This window comes from Desulfolithobacter dissulfuricans (assembly GCF_025998535.1).
Taxonomy (GTDB): Bacteria; Desulfobacterota; Desulfobulbia; order Desulfobulbales; family Desulfobulbaceae; genus Desulfolithobacter; species Desulfolithobacter dissulfuricans.
On sequence record NZ_AP024233.1, the window covers coordinates 1491174 to 1506004 of the forward strand.

At 48.4% G+C, this 14831-nt stretch carries 13 protein-coding genes; 4 read left to right on the forward strand and 9 right to left on the reverse strand.

All coding sequences use genetic code 11. From position 1 onward, the window contains the following. The first annotated feature begins 27 nt into the window (after positions 1–27). The gene (locus GF1_RS06635; protein ID WP_267928836.1) at positions 28–558 is read left to right on the forward strand and encodes a zinc ribbon-containing (seleno)protein DG; all 531 of its coding nucleotides are present in this window, start codon (positions 28–30) and stop codon (positions 556–558) included. A gap of 288 nt (positions 559–846) precedes the next feature. Beyond that, positions 847–1578 carry a PEP-CTERM sorting domain-containing protein gene (locus tag GF1_RS06640; RefSeq protein ID WP_267928837.1) on the forward strand — a complete coding sequence of 244 codons (732 nt, stop codon included), beginning with the start codon at positions 847–849 and terminating at the stop codon, positions 1576–1578. Positions 1579–1713: 135 nt separating this feature from the next. Here the strand turns inward: GF1_RS06640 and GF1_RS06645 are convergent, their stop codons facing one another. The 7 genes from GF1_RS06645 to GF1_RS06675 form a co-directional block, all read right to left on the reverse strand. After that, on the reverse strand, positions 1714–2223 hold the full coding sequence (locus GF1_RS06645; RefSeq protein ID WP_267928838.1) for a PaaI family thioesterase: 510 nt from the start codon (positions 2221–2223) through the stop codon (positions 1714–1716). A gap of 390 nt (positions 2224–2613) precedes the next feature. Further along, positions 2614–3822 carry a diguanylate cyclase gene (locus GF1_RS06650; RefSeq protein WP_267928839.1) on the reverse strand — a complete coding sequence of 403 codons (1209 nt, stop codon included), beginning with the start codon at positions 3820–3822 and terminating at the stop codon, positions 2614–2616. A 324-nt stretch (positions 3823–4146) separates the two neighbouring features. After that, positions 4147–4491 (reverse strand): transposase, encoded by a 345-nt coding sequence (locus GF1_RS06655; protein ID WP_267928840.1) that lies wholly within the window; start codon positions 4489–4491, stop codon positions 4147–4149. Between the two features lie 70 nt (positions 4492–4561). After that, positions 4562–5347, reverse strand: a complete 786-nt coding sequence (gene istB, locus GF1_RS06660) for an IS21-like element helper ATPase IstB (RefSeq protein ID WP_267926634.1) — start codon at positions 5345–5347, stop codon at positions 4562–4564. Further along, a complete protein-coding gene (gene istA / locus GF1_RS06665; RefSeq protein ID WP_267928841.1) occupies positions 5326–6882 on the reverse strand; it encodes an IS21 family transposase in 1557 nt (518 codons plus the stop codon). The genes istB and istA overlap by 22 nt, the downstream gene beginning before the upstream one ends. A gap of 256 nt (positions 6883–7138) precedes the next feature. Further along, the gene (locus tag GF1_RS06670; protein WP_267928842.1) at positions 7139–7402 is read right to left on the reverse strand and encodes a transposase; all 264 of its coding nucleotides are present in this window, start codon (positions 7400–7402) and stop codon (positions 7139–7141) included. After that, positions 7375–7857 (reverse strand): helix-turn-helix domain-containing protein, encoded by a 483-nt coding sequence (locus GF1_RS06675; protein ID WP_267928843.1) that lies wholly within the window; start codon positions 7855–7857, stop codon positions 7375–7377. Before GF1_RS06675 ends, GF1_RS06670 begins: the two co-directional genes overlap by 28 nt. A 167-nt stretch (positions 7858–8024) precedes the next feature. On the opposite strand from GF1_RS06675, the gene GF1_RS06680 reads away from it, so the two are divergent. Continuing rightward, positions 8025–8954, forward strand: coding sequence for an AEC family transporter (locus GF1_RS06680; protein ID WP_267928844.1), 930 nt, complete (start codon positions 8025–8027; stop codon positions 8952–8954). A gap of 102 nt (positions 8955–9056) precedes the next feature. Here GF1_RS06680 and trhA read toward each other — a convergent pair whose 3' ends face one another. Together trhA and GF1_RS06690 are read right to left on the reverse strand one after the other, a co-directional pair. Continuing rightward, on the reverse strand, positions 9057–9713 hold the full coding sequence (trhA, locus tag GF1_RS06685) for a PAQR family membrane homeostasis protein TrhA (RefSeq protein ID WP_267928845.1): 657 nt from the start codon (positions 9711–9713) through the stop codon (positions 9057–9059). A 575-nt stretch (positions 9714–10288) separates the two neighbouring features. Next, entirely contained in the window at positions 10289–11881 is a 1593-nt protein-coding gene (locus tag GF1_RS06690; RefSeq protein ID WP_267928847.1) for a hybrid sensor histidine kinase/response regulator, read from the reverse strand. Positions 11882–12069: 188 nt separating this feature from the next. Between GF1_RS06690 and GF1_RS06695 the strand changes: the two genes are divergently transcribed. Further along, on the forward strand, positions 12070–13413 hold the full coding sequence (locus GF1_RS06695) for a transposase (protein WP_267928758.1): 1344 nt from the start codon (positions 12070–12072) through the stop codon (positions 13411–13413). Positions 13414–14831: the final 1418 nt, after the last annotated feature.

Here is a 14831-nt window from a genome sequence, read left to right on the forward strand (position 1 = left end):
GATAAAACAACAAGATAAAAAGAAAACATGAAGCTTATTATAGACCCTGAGCTGAAGTATTGTCCCCAGTGCCACGATGAATACCGGGCCGACATCACCACCTGCGCCAGCTGCAACGTGGAGCTGCTCACCGGCGAACAGATGCAGGCCTTGCAGGAGCAGAAAAACCGGAAGCGGTCGAACCGACCCATGGAAATCGGCCCGGATGACGAGATAGTGCCGGTCCGCAAGGCTTCTGTGATCGAGATAAAGCAGCTTCAGGTGCGACTGGAGCGGGAGGGAATTCCTTCCCTGGCCTTGCAGGACAACGCGGGTTCCTGTGGCAAGGGGTGCTGCGGCACCGACCTGATTCTCCATGTCCGGTCGGAAGACATGCAGGAAGTGATGGAATTCCTGGCCCGCGACTACGTGGAATCCACCGGCCTCGAGGAACATGACACCAGCCATGTGGACGCGGTCTTCAATGTCGGTGCGGAAAAGGCCACCTGTCCGGCCTGCGGCTGCAACTTCCCGACAACCACCACCACCTGCCCTGACTGCGGCCTCTGTTTCGGGTAGCCAGGGCGCCTCTTTCCGGCCGCCTGTTTTCGGTCAGGTATGGTGGTTGTCATCAAGTGTCGTTTTTTCGTAATCGCGGATATTTCCAACAAGCCGGATTTTCGATATTTTTGACAGGTCGTGAGCCCGCGTTCCTTGTAAGGCAATAAATTGCTCCGATGATATATCCTGGCCAGATGAAATAATTTTGTCAACGTCGGAGCCCCGGATAGCGGCCAAAGAATCACTGTTCTTTCCGGCGGGCAGGTCCAGACCGATTCAAGCGTGGTGGATACAAGAGAGGTCACTGTGGACGGGACTGGCAGCCTGGTGCACGTTACCGACACTACCTTGACAACAGAGTCCCTGAACACCATTAACGGAGGGGTCTTTGAAGAGACTGATTCGACGCTCAATGTGACAGGTAACACCACCCTGATCGAAAATAACGGGCAACTCATACTCAATGGAGGTATTTACAACGAATCGGGCGATTTTATTCTCATAGATTCCATGCTGGGCGGGACAGATCCTCTCATGAATATTGGTGGTGATTTCTCGGTCACAGGGACGAGCACTATTGTCTTCAACGAAACGGCCATACTGTCTGTTGGTGATGACCTGCTTTTTGACGCAGATAGTTATGCAGGATTTGACATGGGATCGGTGTTGATAGAAATGACCGGCACATCGGATGACGAGGGCAACGGCAATGTTCTTGACCTGGACGACGACTTTGTTCTTGGAGGGTTGAACGTTGCCGACGGCCTGACCCTTGTCCTGATGGACGACCTGGTGGTGGATGAACTCGAGTTTCTGGGAGTCGGTGCCATTGATCTCAACGGTTTCGACCTGACGGTTGCATCCTCGTTTTCCGGCGAGGTTTCCCAGATCATCACCGGCCATGGAGGCGCCTTTATCTATAGCAATAATGCACCGGTACCTGAACCGGCAACAATGCTGCTCTTTGGCACCGGCCTGGCCGGTCTGGCCGGATTCTGTTTTAAAACAAGAGGAAAAAACCGCGATAGGGCAGGTTGATTCCAGACGTTTTTTGTCCCACCGCTCTGGACCGCCAGGGGATTGCTAACCCGGCGGTCCATTCTTTTTCCCTGACCGGTTCGCAGTCCTTGATTTTTCTTTTCGTCTGTATCTGCCTCTGACCGATCTCAACGGTTACAGTTCAATGGTTTCTGGATCATCGGGCATGGGGGTGACCAGCCATTCGTCTTCCCCCATCTCAAGGTCGGTAATCTTGTTGATGTCTATCTTCAGATAGCGGCCCTTGCCTTCAACCGCAATCGCGCCGTCAGCAAGCAGAATTTCGCCGCTTCCTTCAAAAAATCGCTTACCATCCTTTGTTAAACGGGCAAGGACCCGTACTTCCTCGTTTAGTGGGACCGGTTTTCTGAGCCGCATGGAAAAATCCACAGTCACACCCCAGATATTATCCGAATAGGAGATCATGACGGCCCGGCCAATGGTCTCGTCAAGAATGGTTGCCGCCAGTCCTCCATGCAATCGGCCAGGATACCCCTGGTGTTCGGTGGCAGGCCTGAAAATAGCCAGCAACTCCCCGGATTCAAGCTCATAAAACCGGCTTTTCAGGCCAAACCTGTTTTCCAGCCCGCAGACAAAACACATTCTGGAATTGGGCTGCTTGCCGGTAACCTTTATTTCTTTCATGATATCTACCCCTGAAGAGTCTATCTAAATCCATGGAATAGGTTTCCTCCATATCCATAGATAACTCTATTGGTTTCAGATACCAACTATATAGAGTAGAAGGAGAGAATTTTTTCGGGGAGAATCAGGTCCATGTTACAACTCGCCAGCCACCAGTTTTCAGCTGGTGGTTGGCAAGGTTACGAAGCGCATAGGAGTAAGGTTGGTGTTGCGTAGTTAGGCAGTGCCACGATTTCATGATGCAATGAAACCGCAAGTAACTCCGAGGATAATAAAATGATAGAAGCCGTAAGTGGATTTATCATACAAATTAGATGTCAAAAGTCATGTTGTTATTGTTAATGTAAGGCAGATGTGCATCAGGCTCGGACACAGGATGATTAGTATTCATCATGTTTTGTAAGCTTGTACCTGATCTTTACCACGTTGTTTCGCTTGGTATAAAGCTATATCAGCGCATTTGATTAACTCGTCTTGAGATATTGCAGTGTTGCCATCTGTCGTTGCCACTCCAAGGCTTAGTGTTACCGACTGTGTTGGTGATTTTTTGTGTGGTATTTCCAGATTTTTTACATTTAATCGTATCCTTTCGGCTACATGCAGTGCTCCTTCAAGGGATGTATCTGGTAAAAGAACAACGAATTCTTCCCCACCATAACGAGCACAAAAATCACCGGGTCTTTTGAGTGATTCTTTTATCGTTTGTGCAACTTTTTTTAAACATTCATCTCCTTTAACGTGGCCATAGGTATCATTATATGTTTTGAAGTTGTCAATGTCGAACATTATTATTGATAGGGGTTGATTGTATCTTTGGCAATTTCTATATTCTATAGACAGATGTTCAAATAAACTGCGGCGGTTTGGGAGTAACGTTAATGGATCAATTACAGCTTGTTTTTTTAATGTGTTATATGCGTTGTTCAATTTATTTCCGGCTATGATAATTCCGCATAACCCAAATATTCCGATAATTATGTGTCCAATTAATAAATGTGCAAATGGTATTCTCATCACAAAGGGCAATGTAACGCTAATAGATCCAATAATGTCATCTTCTTTGTAGCCCTGCCAGGCATGGCATTTGAGACATTCTTTTTTAGCCTTTAAAGGGGACATGTAAAAATAATAAGTTTTTCCTTCGTTTTTAAGAAATATACCCCTCTCTTTTGCACCTTTTTCGAACTCTTTTAAAAACTGCTCTTCTAATTCATTTGGATTGTTTTGAGGATTGATTGGTTTAAGTCCTGTGATATGAAATAAGATTCCTTCTTTTTTCTGGGCAAATTCAGAAATTTGTCTTGTCATAAAAGCAGGATTTATTTTAGTCAGTTTTAATTTATCATTAACTTTAATATCTCTCCTTGGATCTTTAAGGTATTTATTTGGTTGCGTCTTTTCATCAACAGCTACATATACTCCGCCGTGACTTGCGTTCCACAAGCGAGTCGTAATGATAATGTCGAAAACACTTTTTGCTGTCTTTGTAGCAATCCTTCTCTGTTCTTTTACTGCTTTGGTGTAATTCAGAGTGAAGGATGAGGTGACTAGAACTATCCATGCAGAAATGGCACATATTATATGCTTTTTGATTTCCATAAATTTTTTAGTCTATCATATAAACCCTTGGTCTTAGGCCAAGTCGAAGTTCATAGGCTTTGCCGTATGAATGACTCATTACTACAACCGAAGCTGAGTTATCTCCGCCCGCAGCAATAGGAGTAAGGGAGTAAGCCATTTTCGTAAGTTGTCACAAGCGATATGGCGCTGCTAATATTATATAGTTTTTGTTCCCAAAAGCCGTTTCAAAGTACCTGTTGGTGATGTAGCGAAAGAAGTTGAACTTTGTCTTCGAGCATTTACTGAGCAGCAAGGCGGAGAGATCATTGCGTTGAATGATCATGTTCACTGCTCTTCGTCATTTCATGTAGGTTTCAGCAGGTTCAGTAACGGAGCAGCGAGAAGATAGATGATGGCAATGAATGTCTCATCGTTTCGGTATCCACGAGCCCGCGCCTTGGCGGCCTGGAATATTCCGTTGAGGCCCTCTATGCGTCCATTGCTATGTTCTGATATCCACCTGGCAAGAATCTCCTCCCGGTATTTTTCCACTGTGCGCAGCGCCTTTCTCTCCGGAGCCAACAGTTTTTTGTCATCGCAAAGCTCATTGGCCAGATTCAAAAACCAGGTCAGCCGCCATCTGGCCGCCCGCAGATTCGTTGCTCGGCGAACCCAGCGAAGTAGCTCTTTGATGCTGTTAATGATCACCTAATGGAGCCATCCATGATCGGGTTAATGAGGCCACTTTCAGGTGGTCATTTTGGGCTCTCGAACGTGGTTAATTTTTAGACGATTTTTCTGTTTTTTCCACCTCCTTTTTTTGGGGTTTTGGCAGTGGTTTTGTGGTCCGGTAACTTTTGCCATCGAGGACCACGCAATAGGCGCCATGGCGTATGCGGTCGATGGTGGCTGCACCCAGCAGTTTGTTGGGAAAGGCGTCACGCCATTCGGACAGATCCAGGTTACTGGTGATGATGGTCGAACGTCGTTCATACCGTTCGCCGATCAGGTCGTGGATATCCTCGTCCTGGGGTGTGCGGAGAGGCTTGAGTCCAAAATCGTCGATGATCAGCAGGTCGACCTTGGCCAGGGTATTCAGGCGCCGGTCGTAAGTGTTGGTGGCCCGGGCGGCCTGGAGCTGACCGAGCAGTTTTGTCTGGGTCGTGAAGACAACATCACGACCCAGCCGGATGGCGCAATGGCCGAGTGCCTGGGCGATGTGACTCTTTCCGGTGCCGCAGGGGCCCACGATCAGGACACAGGCCTTTTCCTCCATGAAACGGCAGGTGGCCAGGTCCATTACCTGGGCCTTGTTGATGGCGGGATTGAAGGAAAAGTCGAAATCCTCCAGGGTTTTCTGATTGCGGAACCCGGCGCGCCTGATCCGCATGTCGAATTTTCGTTGCGTACGGCGCGCCACCTCGTCCTGGATAAGGAGGGCGAGGAAGTCGGTATAGGCCATTTTTTCATCGATCGCCTGCCGGTTCCGGATCTCCAGGGAATCCATGATCCCGGAGAGGCGCAGCTGCTTGAGCATGGGGATCAGTTCGGGCATGGGATGCATATCGAGTCCTCCTTGGACGAAGAGGTTGTGACCACTCTCGAGCATGTTCTTTGAAAACGTCCTTTGCCGGTATAGGTTGCCGGCAGGGGTGTGGGAACGGGATCGTCGGGCAGTTGATCGAGCCCCTTTGCCAGGATGGTCTTGACCGTGATGTACTTTGGACTGTCAAAGAAAAGAGCACGCCGACAGGCGGCTTCCAGGCGGACCTGACCATACTTCCCGGCAAGGCCGATGACTCCCTGGGCAGCCCTGAGATTGTCCAGGACTCGGTGAGCGAAAAGAGACTCGATGAGACGTAAACAGTTGGGGCCTGTTACACCAGCCTGCCTGAGGCACCATTGCGGGTCACGCATCAGGTAGGCCACGGCATCGGGCGGCAGGTGACCGATGATGGTCGATTTCTCGCCGGGCCTGTGTTTCCGGGGATGAACCGCCACCAGTTCGTGATCGTGAAAGATCTTGACGGTCGTTTCCGTGGCCTTGACCCAGAGCTGTTTGCGGACCAGCCTGTAGGGTGCCGAGTAAAAGCATTTTTCAAACTGCAGATGACAGTTGCCATGCAGCTTGTGTGCAGACCAGACCGCCAGCTCCGGCACCTTGGCCGGCAGGGGCTTGAGCAGGTGTTTTTCCGCTTCTGCAAAGAGGGAAAGCGGCTTCTGCCTGGTAGTGCCATGGACACGGTTGCCGGCGCTCTCCATGATCCATTCGCGCAGTTGGCGGTTGGCATCACCAAGGCTTCTGAATCGGCGTAAAGGCAGGAAGCTGCGCTTGATATACTTGACTCCGGCCTCGACCCTGCCTTTTTTCCTTGGCTCGTTGGGCGGACAGGGCGAGACCAGGAAACCATAGCCTTCGGCCAGTTCAGCATAGGAACGCTGGATCCTGGGATCCCGCCAGCATGCCCTGGTGATGGCGGACTTCAGGTTGTCGACCACCACCTTTTTCGGGATACCGCCGAAGAATTCAAAGGCCCGTCGGTGACAGCCAAGCCAGGTGTGTATTTTTTGGTCCCTGACGATCTCGGCATACTGATGCCGGCTGAAGGCCAGGGTCATGACAAAGAACCAGGTGGAAAACACCTCGCCGGTGGTCGTATCCGTGATTTTCGGCCCCTTGCCGAAGTCGACCTGGGCCACCTCGCCCGGCTTGAAGTCGAGCATGACCGTGGCCTCTGGCGAGTCATTCTTCAGTTGCTGCAGGTACCGGCGTACCGCTGAATAACTGCCGGAAAAACCATGATCGCGTACCAGTGCCTGATGGATGGTGGTGCCGGAGATTCCCTGCCTGTGCCAGGACTTGATCTTCTCGTGGTAGGGCGCCAGAATGGAACCTGAAGCAGGGCGCCGGGGACGCTTGAGAACTGCAGCCAGGGTGTGGTCATCCGGCAAAGGCCTCTTTGGGGAGAGCCAGCCCTTTTCCGTTGCGATACGACGGAATTCCGAAGCTTTGGCTCGTCCCATGAGACCGGCTTTGGCAATCTGGCGATCCGACTGGCCGGAGCGCATGTAGGCAAGGATCTGACGGTATTGGAACATCTCGAACCTCCTGTTGGCCATTGGTACACCTCCCTGGAAACGATAGTGCTCTGTTCCACAGAGATATACCAGATTGTCAGGGAGTCCGAGAACCGGTTACGACCGGTAAAGTGGCTCGATTAACCTGATCACCGGCTGGCTCGATTATGATGATCACGGGGTGGCTCAATTAGCGTGATCATCAGGTGGCTCCATTACGGCGATCATCGGGTGGCCCGATTAAGGTGATCATGAAGTGGCTCTATATGGAGTGTCATTAACAGATGCGCCAGGCTTCGGCTGTGTGCAGGTCCATGGCCTCAAGCTCTGCCAGCGCATCAAGCTGCTTTTCCGTGAGGTCGCTTTCCGCTGCCTTGAGAGTAGCCCATCTCGCAGCCCGGGGCATGCGTACTTCCTTTGCTTCCTTGCGGCGCACCTCGTCCACTGCCTTGCTGAACAACTGGACCACATGGAACCTGTCCACCGTAATATTGCTGTTGACGAAGTGGGTCTTTATGCCGGAGATGAAGGCTCCGGACATATCGGAGACCACCTCGACCACATTCTCCGCCTTTCCCTGGTGGTCGGCCACAACCGCTTGTCTTTCATCTCCAGAATCCGAGCGGCGGTGAGTACCGGCTTGTCACGGACAAGTACCATGGCCGCCTGCTCGAAAAGCAGGGTAAACTTGCTGCCTTTGGAAGCCCAGGGTACGGTAATCTGTTTCACACCATGGTGTTCACAACGAATCCTGGGGACAGGAGCGGTGATGTAACAGTGATGTTGGAAAAAATTCAGATGCCGCCACGTCTTCACCTTGAAATCACGAGCCTTGCACATGGCTCCACAGACAGGGCAAGGATACTTCGCTCCTCGGTCGGCCTTGATGGTGAGGCGCAGTTCATAGGGAACCTTCTCCGTGTCCAGAATCTGTCCCTTGATTTCCCAGGGGGCTTCCAGGCCAAGTCCAAGACTGATAATGTCACGACTGTTCATCCTGACACCTCAGACAGTTTCGAGTGGATTTGGTCACAAAATATACCAAATCCACTCGAAACGTCGAGGAGTCGAGAAAGCTTGAATCTCATAGATAGCGCTACTGATTTTATTTGCCAGAACTTTAGGCTGGAGAGAGCCATTTTTTTCAGGTAGAACCACGGTCCATGGGACAGGTTATTGAAATCGTTTTGCCGGTATTTCTGGTCATCGCTCTGGGGTATGGCATCCGCCGCTTCGGGCTGGTGGATGATCTCTTCATCACCCAGGTCAACGGGCTGGTTTTTTATGTCTGCCTGCCGCTGCTGCTTTTCTACAAGATCGGCCAGGCGGATTTTTCCGTCAACTTCAACCCGCAGCTGGTGCTGGCTACCAGTGTGGCCACTGGCTGCTGCTTTGTCCTTGCCTATCTGTACGGGAAGTGGAGGGACTTTCCTCCTGCGGTTCACGGGGTGTTCTGCCAGGGATCGTTCAGGGGAAACCTGGCCTATATCGGGCTGGCTATTGTTTATAATGGCTATGGTGACGCCGGTCTGACCAGGGCAGGAATCCTGCTTGGTTTTCTGGTGCCTGTTCTGAACTTTTTCGCCATCCTGGCCCTTATTCTGCCCCAGCGGCGCCAGCGTACAGGTTATCCTGAAATCGTAAAGATGATCCTTGTCAATCCGCTCATCCTTGCCTCGCTGGTTGGGATTCTCTGGAGTTTTTTCGAACTGCCCATCCCCACAATCCTGGACCGGTCACTCCACATTGCCAGCGGAATGACCCTGCCCCTGGCACTCCTTTCAATCGGCGGAAGTTTTTCTCTGAAAAACCTGCGAGGTGATTTCTGCATGGCAGCTCTTGCCACAACCATGAAGTTGGTTCTGTTGCCGCTGATAACAGCAGCGTTGATGCTGTTGCTTGGTATTACCGGGCTGGATTTTGCCATCGGCCTGCTCATGGCCGGTGCACCGACTGCGGTAGCCACCTATATCATGGCGTCCCAGATGGGAGCTGACGGGGAACTTGCGGGAACAATCGTGATGATGGCCACCGGATTTTCAGCACTCAGTTACACCCTGCTGTTGCTCAGCCTGCATGCTTTTGGCATGTAGGATGTTGCGATAGAGTCCGGCAGGTTCAGCGTTTATCAGGTAAGGATGAAAGTGGATTCACTATCTTTTCAAATTGGTGCGCCCAAAAGAACAGATGATTATTTATTCACTTGGTAAAACATAAAAGAACACCGCCATAAAATGGCTGAAACTGCCGATTAAAACAAGCACATGGAAGATGGCGTGGTTGAACTTTATGTTATTAATGCTGTATAAGACTGCACCTATTGTATATGATATTCCTCCGGCCAAAAGCCATAGGAAACCATCTAAAGGTAAATTGTTAATTAATGGTTTTATCGCGAAGATGATAACCCAACCCATTGATACATACATGATGGTTGAAAGTAAATCATACTTTCCGGTAAAGAAAAGTTTTAAAATTATTCCTGTTAAAGCCATCCCCCAGGAAATGCCGAAAATAACCCAACCTATTGTACCATTTAGAGTAACAAGCGTAAAAGGAGTGTAAGTTCCAGCAATTAGGATATAAATTGATGCATGGTCGATGATTTTTAGCCTATTTCTCAGGTCTAAATTCTTGGCACTGTGGTAAAGAGTAGAGGCAATATACAATATGATTAGACTTGTGCCAAAAATACTGAAACTAATAATGTGCCAGGCAGTCCCGTACATAATTGCATGCGTAACTAGAAGCACCAAAGCAGCAATACTTAAAATAAAACCTATTGCATGAGAAATGATATTTATCTTTTCTTCTGTTGGTAAATAATATTCTGTTTTTTCAGTATTTTTCATCTGATTAATATCTTATGTTTGTATTAATCAAGACTCGCGAACGGAATAGTGATGGAAGAATTATAATCTGCTAGTTGATATTAAAAAAATTATCAAAAAATACAAATTAGTAATTTAATATCAACTGGTTCTATCGGTTCTCCAATTTTTATATTCTAACCTATCATTTTTACCTTCTCCTGATTTTGAATGTATTCTTTTTTCTTTGAAAAAGCATCTCATTTAATACATCAGTACAGTATAATGGCTGACAGTTTGTATGGTATGGGGCTTGCCGAACCGGCAAAGCTGAGGAAGGGAGTCGGGGGGAGGTGGGATTTTGATGTTCGCGAACCGAGGAAAGTCAGATGCAGGTCTAATTCCTTCCAGTACTTACTTCACAGGTTCAACGTATGAAGTAGCTGGACTCCAGAATGAAGGTGCAGGGCCACGGACTATTTCTTGAAACTATAGTTTTCCCTAACATTCATAGCCTCTTTAGTTCCGGCTAACTGACTGGGCAGACTGTTGTTTCCTTGAACAGATACAGGTCAGCCTTAGAGCAATCCATTCATGCCAGTTGCCTGGGCCTGTTTTTATTTTTTGTCCAGCACCTCTCTTACCGCCTTGGCTAGATCCAACATAGTTACAGGCTTCATGAGATATTCTCTAATGCCAATAGATTTTGCCTTATCTTTATTCATCATTTCACTGAATCCGGTGCAGAGAATAATTGGAATATCCTGTTTGATGGCAAGGAGTTTTTCAGTCAATTCTGAACCAGTCATCTTTGGCATGGCCATGTCTGTGATGACAAGATCATAATATTCCGGGTGAATCTGAAATTCCTCCAGAGCCGCCTGGCTGCTGGTGAGCGACTTCACCCGGTAGCCAAGGCTCTCAAGCATTTGCCGCCCCATTTGCGCAATGGTCGCCTCGTCATCGACGAACAGGATTTTCTCCTTTCCCCTGGGAGGCGATTCCCCGTTTACAATTTCACGATTCTCAGAGGCATATTTGATCCTGGGGAGATAAATATTGAACGTTGCGCCCATACCAGGTTCACTGTAAGCCATGATATGGCCGCCAATGCTTTTGATGATGCCATGAACCACCGAAAGGCCCATCCCGGAACCTTCTCCAATAGATTTAGTGGTAAAATAGGGGTCAAATATTTTTTCCAAGGTGTCCTGGTCTATGCCGTGGCCGGTATCGCTAACTTCGAGCTTAACATAGTCTCCGGGAGCTATGGCCAGACTGCTTGCTTTTTTGTCATTTTTTTCGATTGTAACAGGCAACAGGGAAACGCTCAGGACACCGCCATTTTCCCGCATGGCATGATAGGCATTGGTGCAGAGGTTCATTATGACTTGATGTATCTGTGTTGGATCGGCCAGAACTGACCCGCAGTTCGGATCGATATCCTGTTTGATCTCGATAGAAGCTGGGATGGAAGCGCGCAATAACTTGAGAGCCTCTTTGATTATGGGATGAAGCTGTATTGGCTCAACATTGTGTTCGCTCTGGCGACTGAATGTAAGAATCTGCTTCACCAGTTCTTTGGCGCGGGTGCCGGCCATGAGCACTTGTTCAATATCAGCGGCAAGCGGACTACCGGCTGGCAGTTTATTCAGGGCCAGTTCCCCATATCCGAGGATAGCTGCCAGGATATTATTGAAATCGTGAGCTATGCCTCCGGCCAGCGTCCCGATAGCCTCAATTTTCTGAACTTGCCTGATTTTTATATCAAGTTTCTCTTTGTCTTGCTCTGCTTGCTTACGATCGGTTATATCGCGAACAACTGCGATGACACGACGTTGCCCGCCAACTTCAGAGCTTTTCAGCGCGACCTCTGTCCAAAAGCATTCACCACTTTTTTTTCTGGCCTTCCACTCAAAAAGTTGAGGACCTTGTTCGACAGCCCTCTTGACCAAGTGCACAGCTTCTTGTTGAGAATATGGGTAAGCTCCTAAATTCAAGTCATTGATACTCAGTTGGAGTACCTCTTCATGTGAATACCCAAACATGTCCGATACTGAATGGTTGGCGTCCAGTATCTTTCCATTGTCGGCATCATGTATAAATATTGCTTCGCTGGTTGCGTTAAAGATTTCCAGATAATTCTTCTCACGATCACGTAATAATATTTCAGCCTCTTTAACTTTAGTAATCTCTCTAAGCAGCAGCAATTCCCGGAGGACGCTGAATCCCTGATATAATGCAATTTGTCAAAAGTCCTTTCGTAAACTTTATGCAAATTTTTACGGTGAATGTTAAATTTTTCTTGACATATCAATGAGTTAGCGATTTCCGCCTTTTTGTAAGAAAAACAATAACTTACAAGGAGGCGACCATGTCGAACCAAATCAGAACAATCGTGAAAGCAAGCATCAGACAAGCCGCACATATCGAGCAGATCAGGTTGCGCAAGGACCTGAATGCGGATGCTCTGTTTGCAACAATGCGCTCTGGATTTGAAAAAATCAAGGACCATCGTCCAGGTCAGGTCAAGCATACGCTGGCCGATACGCTCATGTCGGCTTTTGCCATGTTTTCCCTGAAAGATCCGTCGTTGCTGGCTTTTGATTGCCGACGGCTCGACGACCCCGATAATCTGAAGACCATCTACGGCATGGCTACGATTCCCAGCGACACATCCATGCGTGAGATTCTCGACCCGGTTGACCCTACTCTCCTCAGACCGCTGTTCAAGGACGCCTTTCGTCCGTTACAGCGAGGCAAGGTGCTGGAGAAGATGGTCTTCATGGAAGAGGGATACTTGCTCAACCTGGACGGTACCGGTTATTTTTCTTCCAGTAAGCTGTATTCTCCGGCCTGCCTGGAAAAGAAGAGCCGCAGTGGTAAAATAACCTACCATTTACAAGCGGTTGGCGCAGCCGTTGTTCATCCTGGATTCCGGGAGATGATCCCTCTTTGTCCGGAGATCATCAGGAAGCAGGACGGCACCACCAAACAGGATTGTGAACGAAACGCCGTCAGAAGGATGCTGGTCAAACTGCGCCAGGATCATCCTCACCTGAAGTTCATCGTCAACGAGGATTCCCTGGCCTCCAACGCACCGCATATCAGAGACCTGCGGGAACTGGGTTTCCGTTACATCCTGGGTGTCAAAGAGGGGGACCATAAGTTTCTCTTTGAATACGTTGATCAGGCCGTGGAGGACGGTCAGGCAGTGGAGTTGGTTCTTCCCGATACAAAGAAAGAGGAGATATCCCACTGTTTCCGCATTGTCTACCATGCTCCGCTCAATAAGGGCAACCAGGACATCCGGGTCACCTTTGTCGAGTATTGGGAGGATAATCCCAAGAGAAAGAAGCCGTTGCGCTTCAGCTGGATAACCGATCTGTCCGTAACACCGGACAATGTGTACCAGTTCATGCGTGGTGCCCGGGCCCGGTGGAAGATAGAGAATGAGACCTTCAACACCTTGAAGAACCAGGGGTACCAGTTTGGCCATAATTTTGGCCTTGGCAAACAGCACTTGAGTGAGGTGTTTGTACACCTTATGATGCTGGCCTTTCTGGTGGATCAGATTCAGCAGCTATGCTGCCCATTGTTTAAAGCAGCCCGTAAGCTGTATCGCACCAATCGATCCTTCTGGGAAAAGGTTCGATACCATTTCTACGGTTATGTTCTCAAAACCATGGAGGAATTGTATTATACCCTGTTACTGGCACGCCGACGTAACCTTACCTCATAGACGGGAGAGGTTATATCGCTATTTCAAAGATCAGGCCTTCCGGTTGAAAAATAACAACCGGGGGCGGATGGACACGTCTGTCCAAAAAACGGAATTTTTACCTTCCGGCAGGCAAAATACTGCAAATATGTCGACAGGAAGAGCTGGTTTTACCTCTCGGCTTGTTTCCTCGACTGAAAAATCAACTCTTCGGCGGTCGATTGTGACCTTCCGGGAATAGCTGTCTAAGCAGGAGAATATAAACAATAAATGCTGTGAAGATGACGAAGGACCATCCCTTTATCATCTGTATTTTTGTTAATGTTTCTGCATCTTTAACAAAGTAAAGCAATATCTGGTCTGAAAATAATATCCATAATATAGAAAAACATGCATAAATAAGGGAGACCCTTAGTGCCGCGTTGTGGGTAGAAATAGATTTAAGAGTGAATCCCATGGAGCCAATATCCGTTTAAATTGGTTGCAATGCACTGTTGAGTAGTAACAGTTTTTATCAGGCTACCTTGAAAAATTGTGTTTTCGTCCTATCTCTGCGTCACAGCAAAATGAAAAATGCTCACATATGCTTAATATGCTGCGCTTTTCGCTGAACAGTCAAGCTGTCCGGCTAATTTTGCTGTTCCTCGGAGTCTCCGCTTACCTGATCTTGAACGAAAATCCTAATTTTTCAAGGCACCCATCAGTGCAAAATTTGCTTGCTACGGGTGGTACTATATGGATTTGTTTTCATCTTCTTGACATCTTTAATCTTTTTTAACTCTCCTTGTTGCGATACTATGTCAGGAAAAATGGAAAGTAAACGGAAATTTTGACCTGATCCCAAACAAAGGCTGATGCATCAGGAGCGGAAAATACTGTGTTTATCACCATTATGCCTATATGTAGCGTCCCGCTTGATTACATACCTCGGAGGAGTTATCCTTTATTGCGTGCCAGACACCTATAGGACTGAGCAGACCGTGGAGAACAATCGCCATCCCAATCCGCCAACAGTTTGTGGCCGAGAGGAAATCGAACGATTCTTCAGACATATTGAAAGAACCCATTATCTGATGGGCAAATAACTTTTTGGCTCTGGTATGCGGCTGATGGAGTGTGTCTGGCTCAGAATCATGGATATTGATTTTGCCCAAAAGAGAATTCATATCCGGGGTAAAGGAGATAAGCGGCGCTGTACCATCCTGGCTCCGTTAGTGATTCCGGAGTGGCAGGTCCATGGTGAACGGGTAAAGTAAGCTGCATCGGTATTGGGCAGGGGGGAAGGAGAGGCAGGAATGCTCCTGACGTTTGCATGCCGAGAAAAGTCCAAAGCAGACCTGTTACATCCTGCGTGACTGTTGGGGGTGAAGATGCCATCACTCCTTTTCATCAAGACAGGGGGCATTAGACAAAGAGCTAGCGCGGATTCCGCGTACCGT

Coding starts and splice junctions, on each gene's coding strand:
- GF1_RS06635 (WP_267928836.1), top strand. CDS start 28: ATGAAGCTTATTATAGACCCTGAGCTGAAGTATTGTCCCCAGTGCCAC.
- GF1_RS06645 (WP_267928838.1), bottom strand. CDS start 2,223: ATGAAAGAAATAAAGGTTACCGGCAAGCAGCCCAATTCCAGAATGTGT.
- GF1_RS06670 (WP_267928842.1), bottom strand. CDS start 7,402: ATGTCCGGAGCCTTCATCTCCGGCATAAAGACCCACTTCGTCAACAGC.
- GF1_RS06680 (WP_267928844.1), top strand. CDS start 8,025: ATGGGACAGGTTATTGAAATCGTTTTGCCGGTATTTCTGGTCATCGCT.
- istA (WP_267928841.1), bottom strand. CDS start 6,882: ATGTTCCAATACCGTCAGATCCTTGCCTACATGCGCTCCGGCCAGTCG.
- istB (WP_267926634.1), bottom strand. CDS start 5,347: ATGCATCCCATGCCCGAACTGATCCCCATGCTCAAGCAGCTGCGCCTC.
- trhA (WP_267928845.1), bottom strand. CDS start 9,713: ATGAAAAATACTGAAAAAACAGAATATTATTTACCAACAGAAGAAAAG.
- GF1_RS06650 (WP_267928839.1), bottom strand. CDS start 3,822: ATGGAAATCAAAAAGCATATAATATGTGCCATTTCTGCATGGATAGTT.
- GF1_RS06675 (WP_267928843.1), bottom strand. CDS start 7,857: ATGAACAGTCGTGACATTATCAGTCTTGGACTTGGCCTGGAAGCCCCC.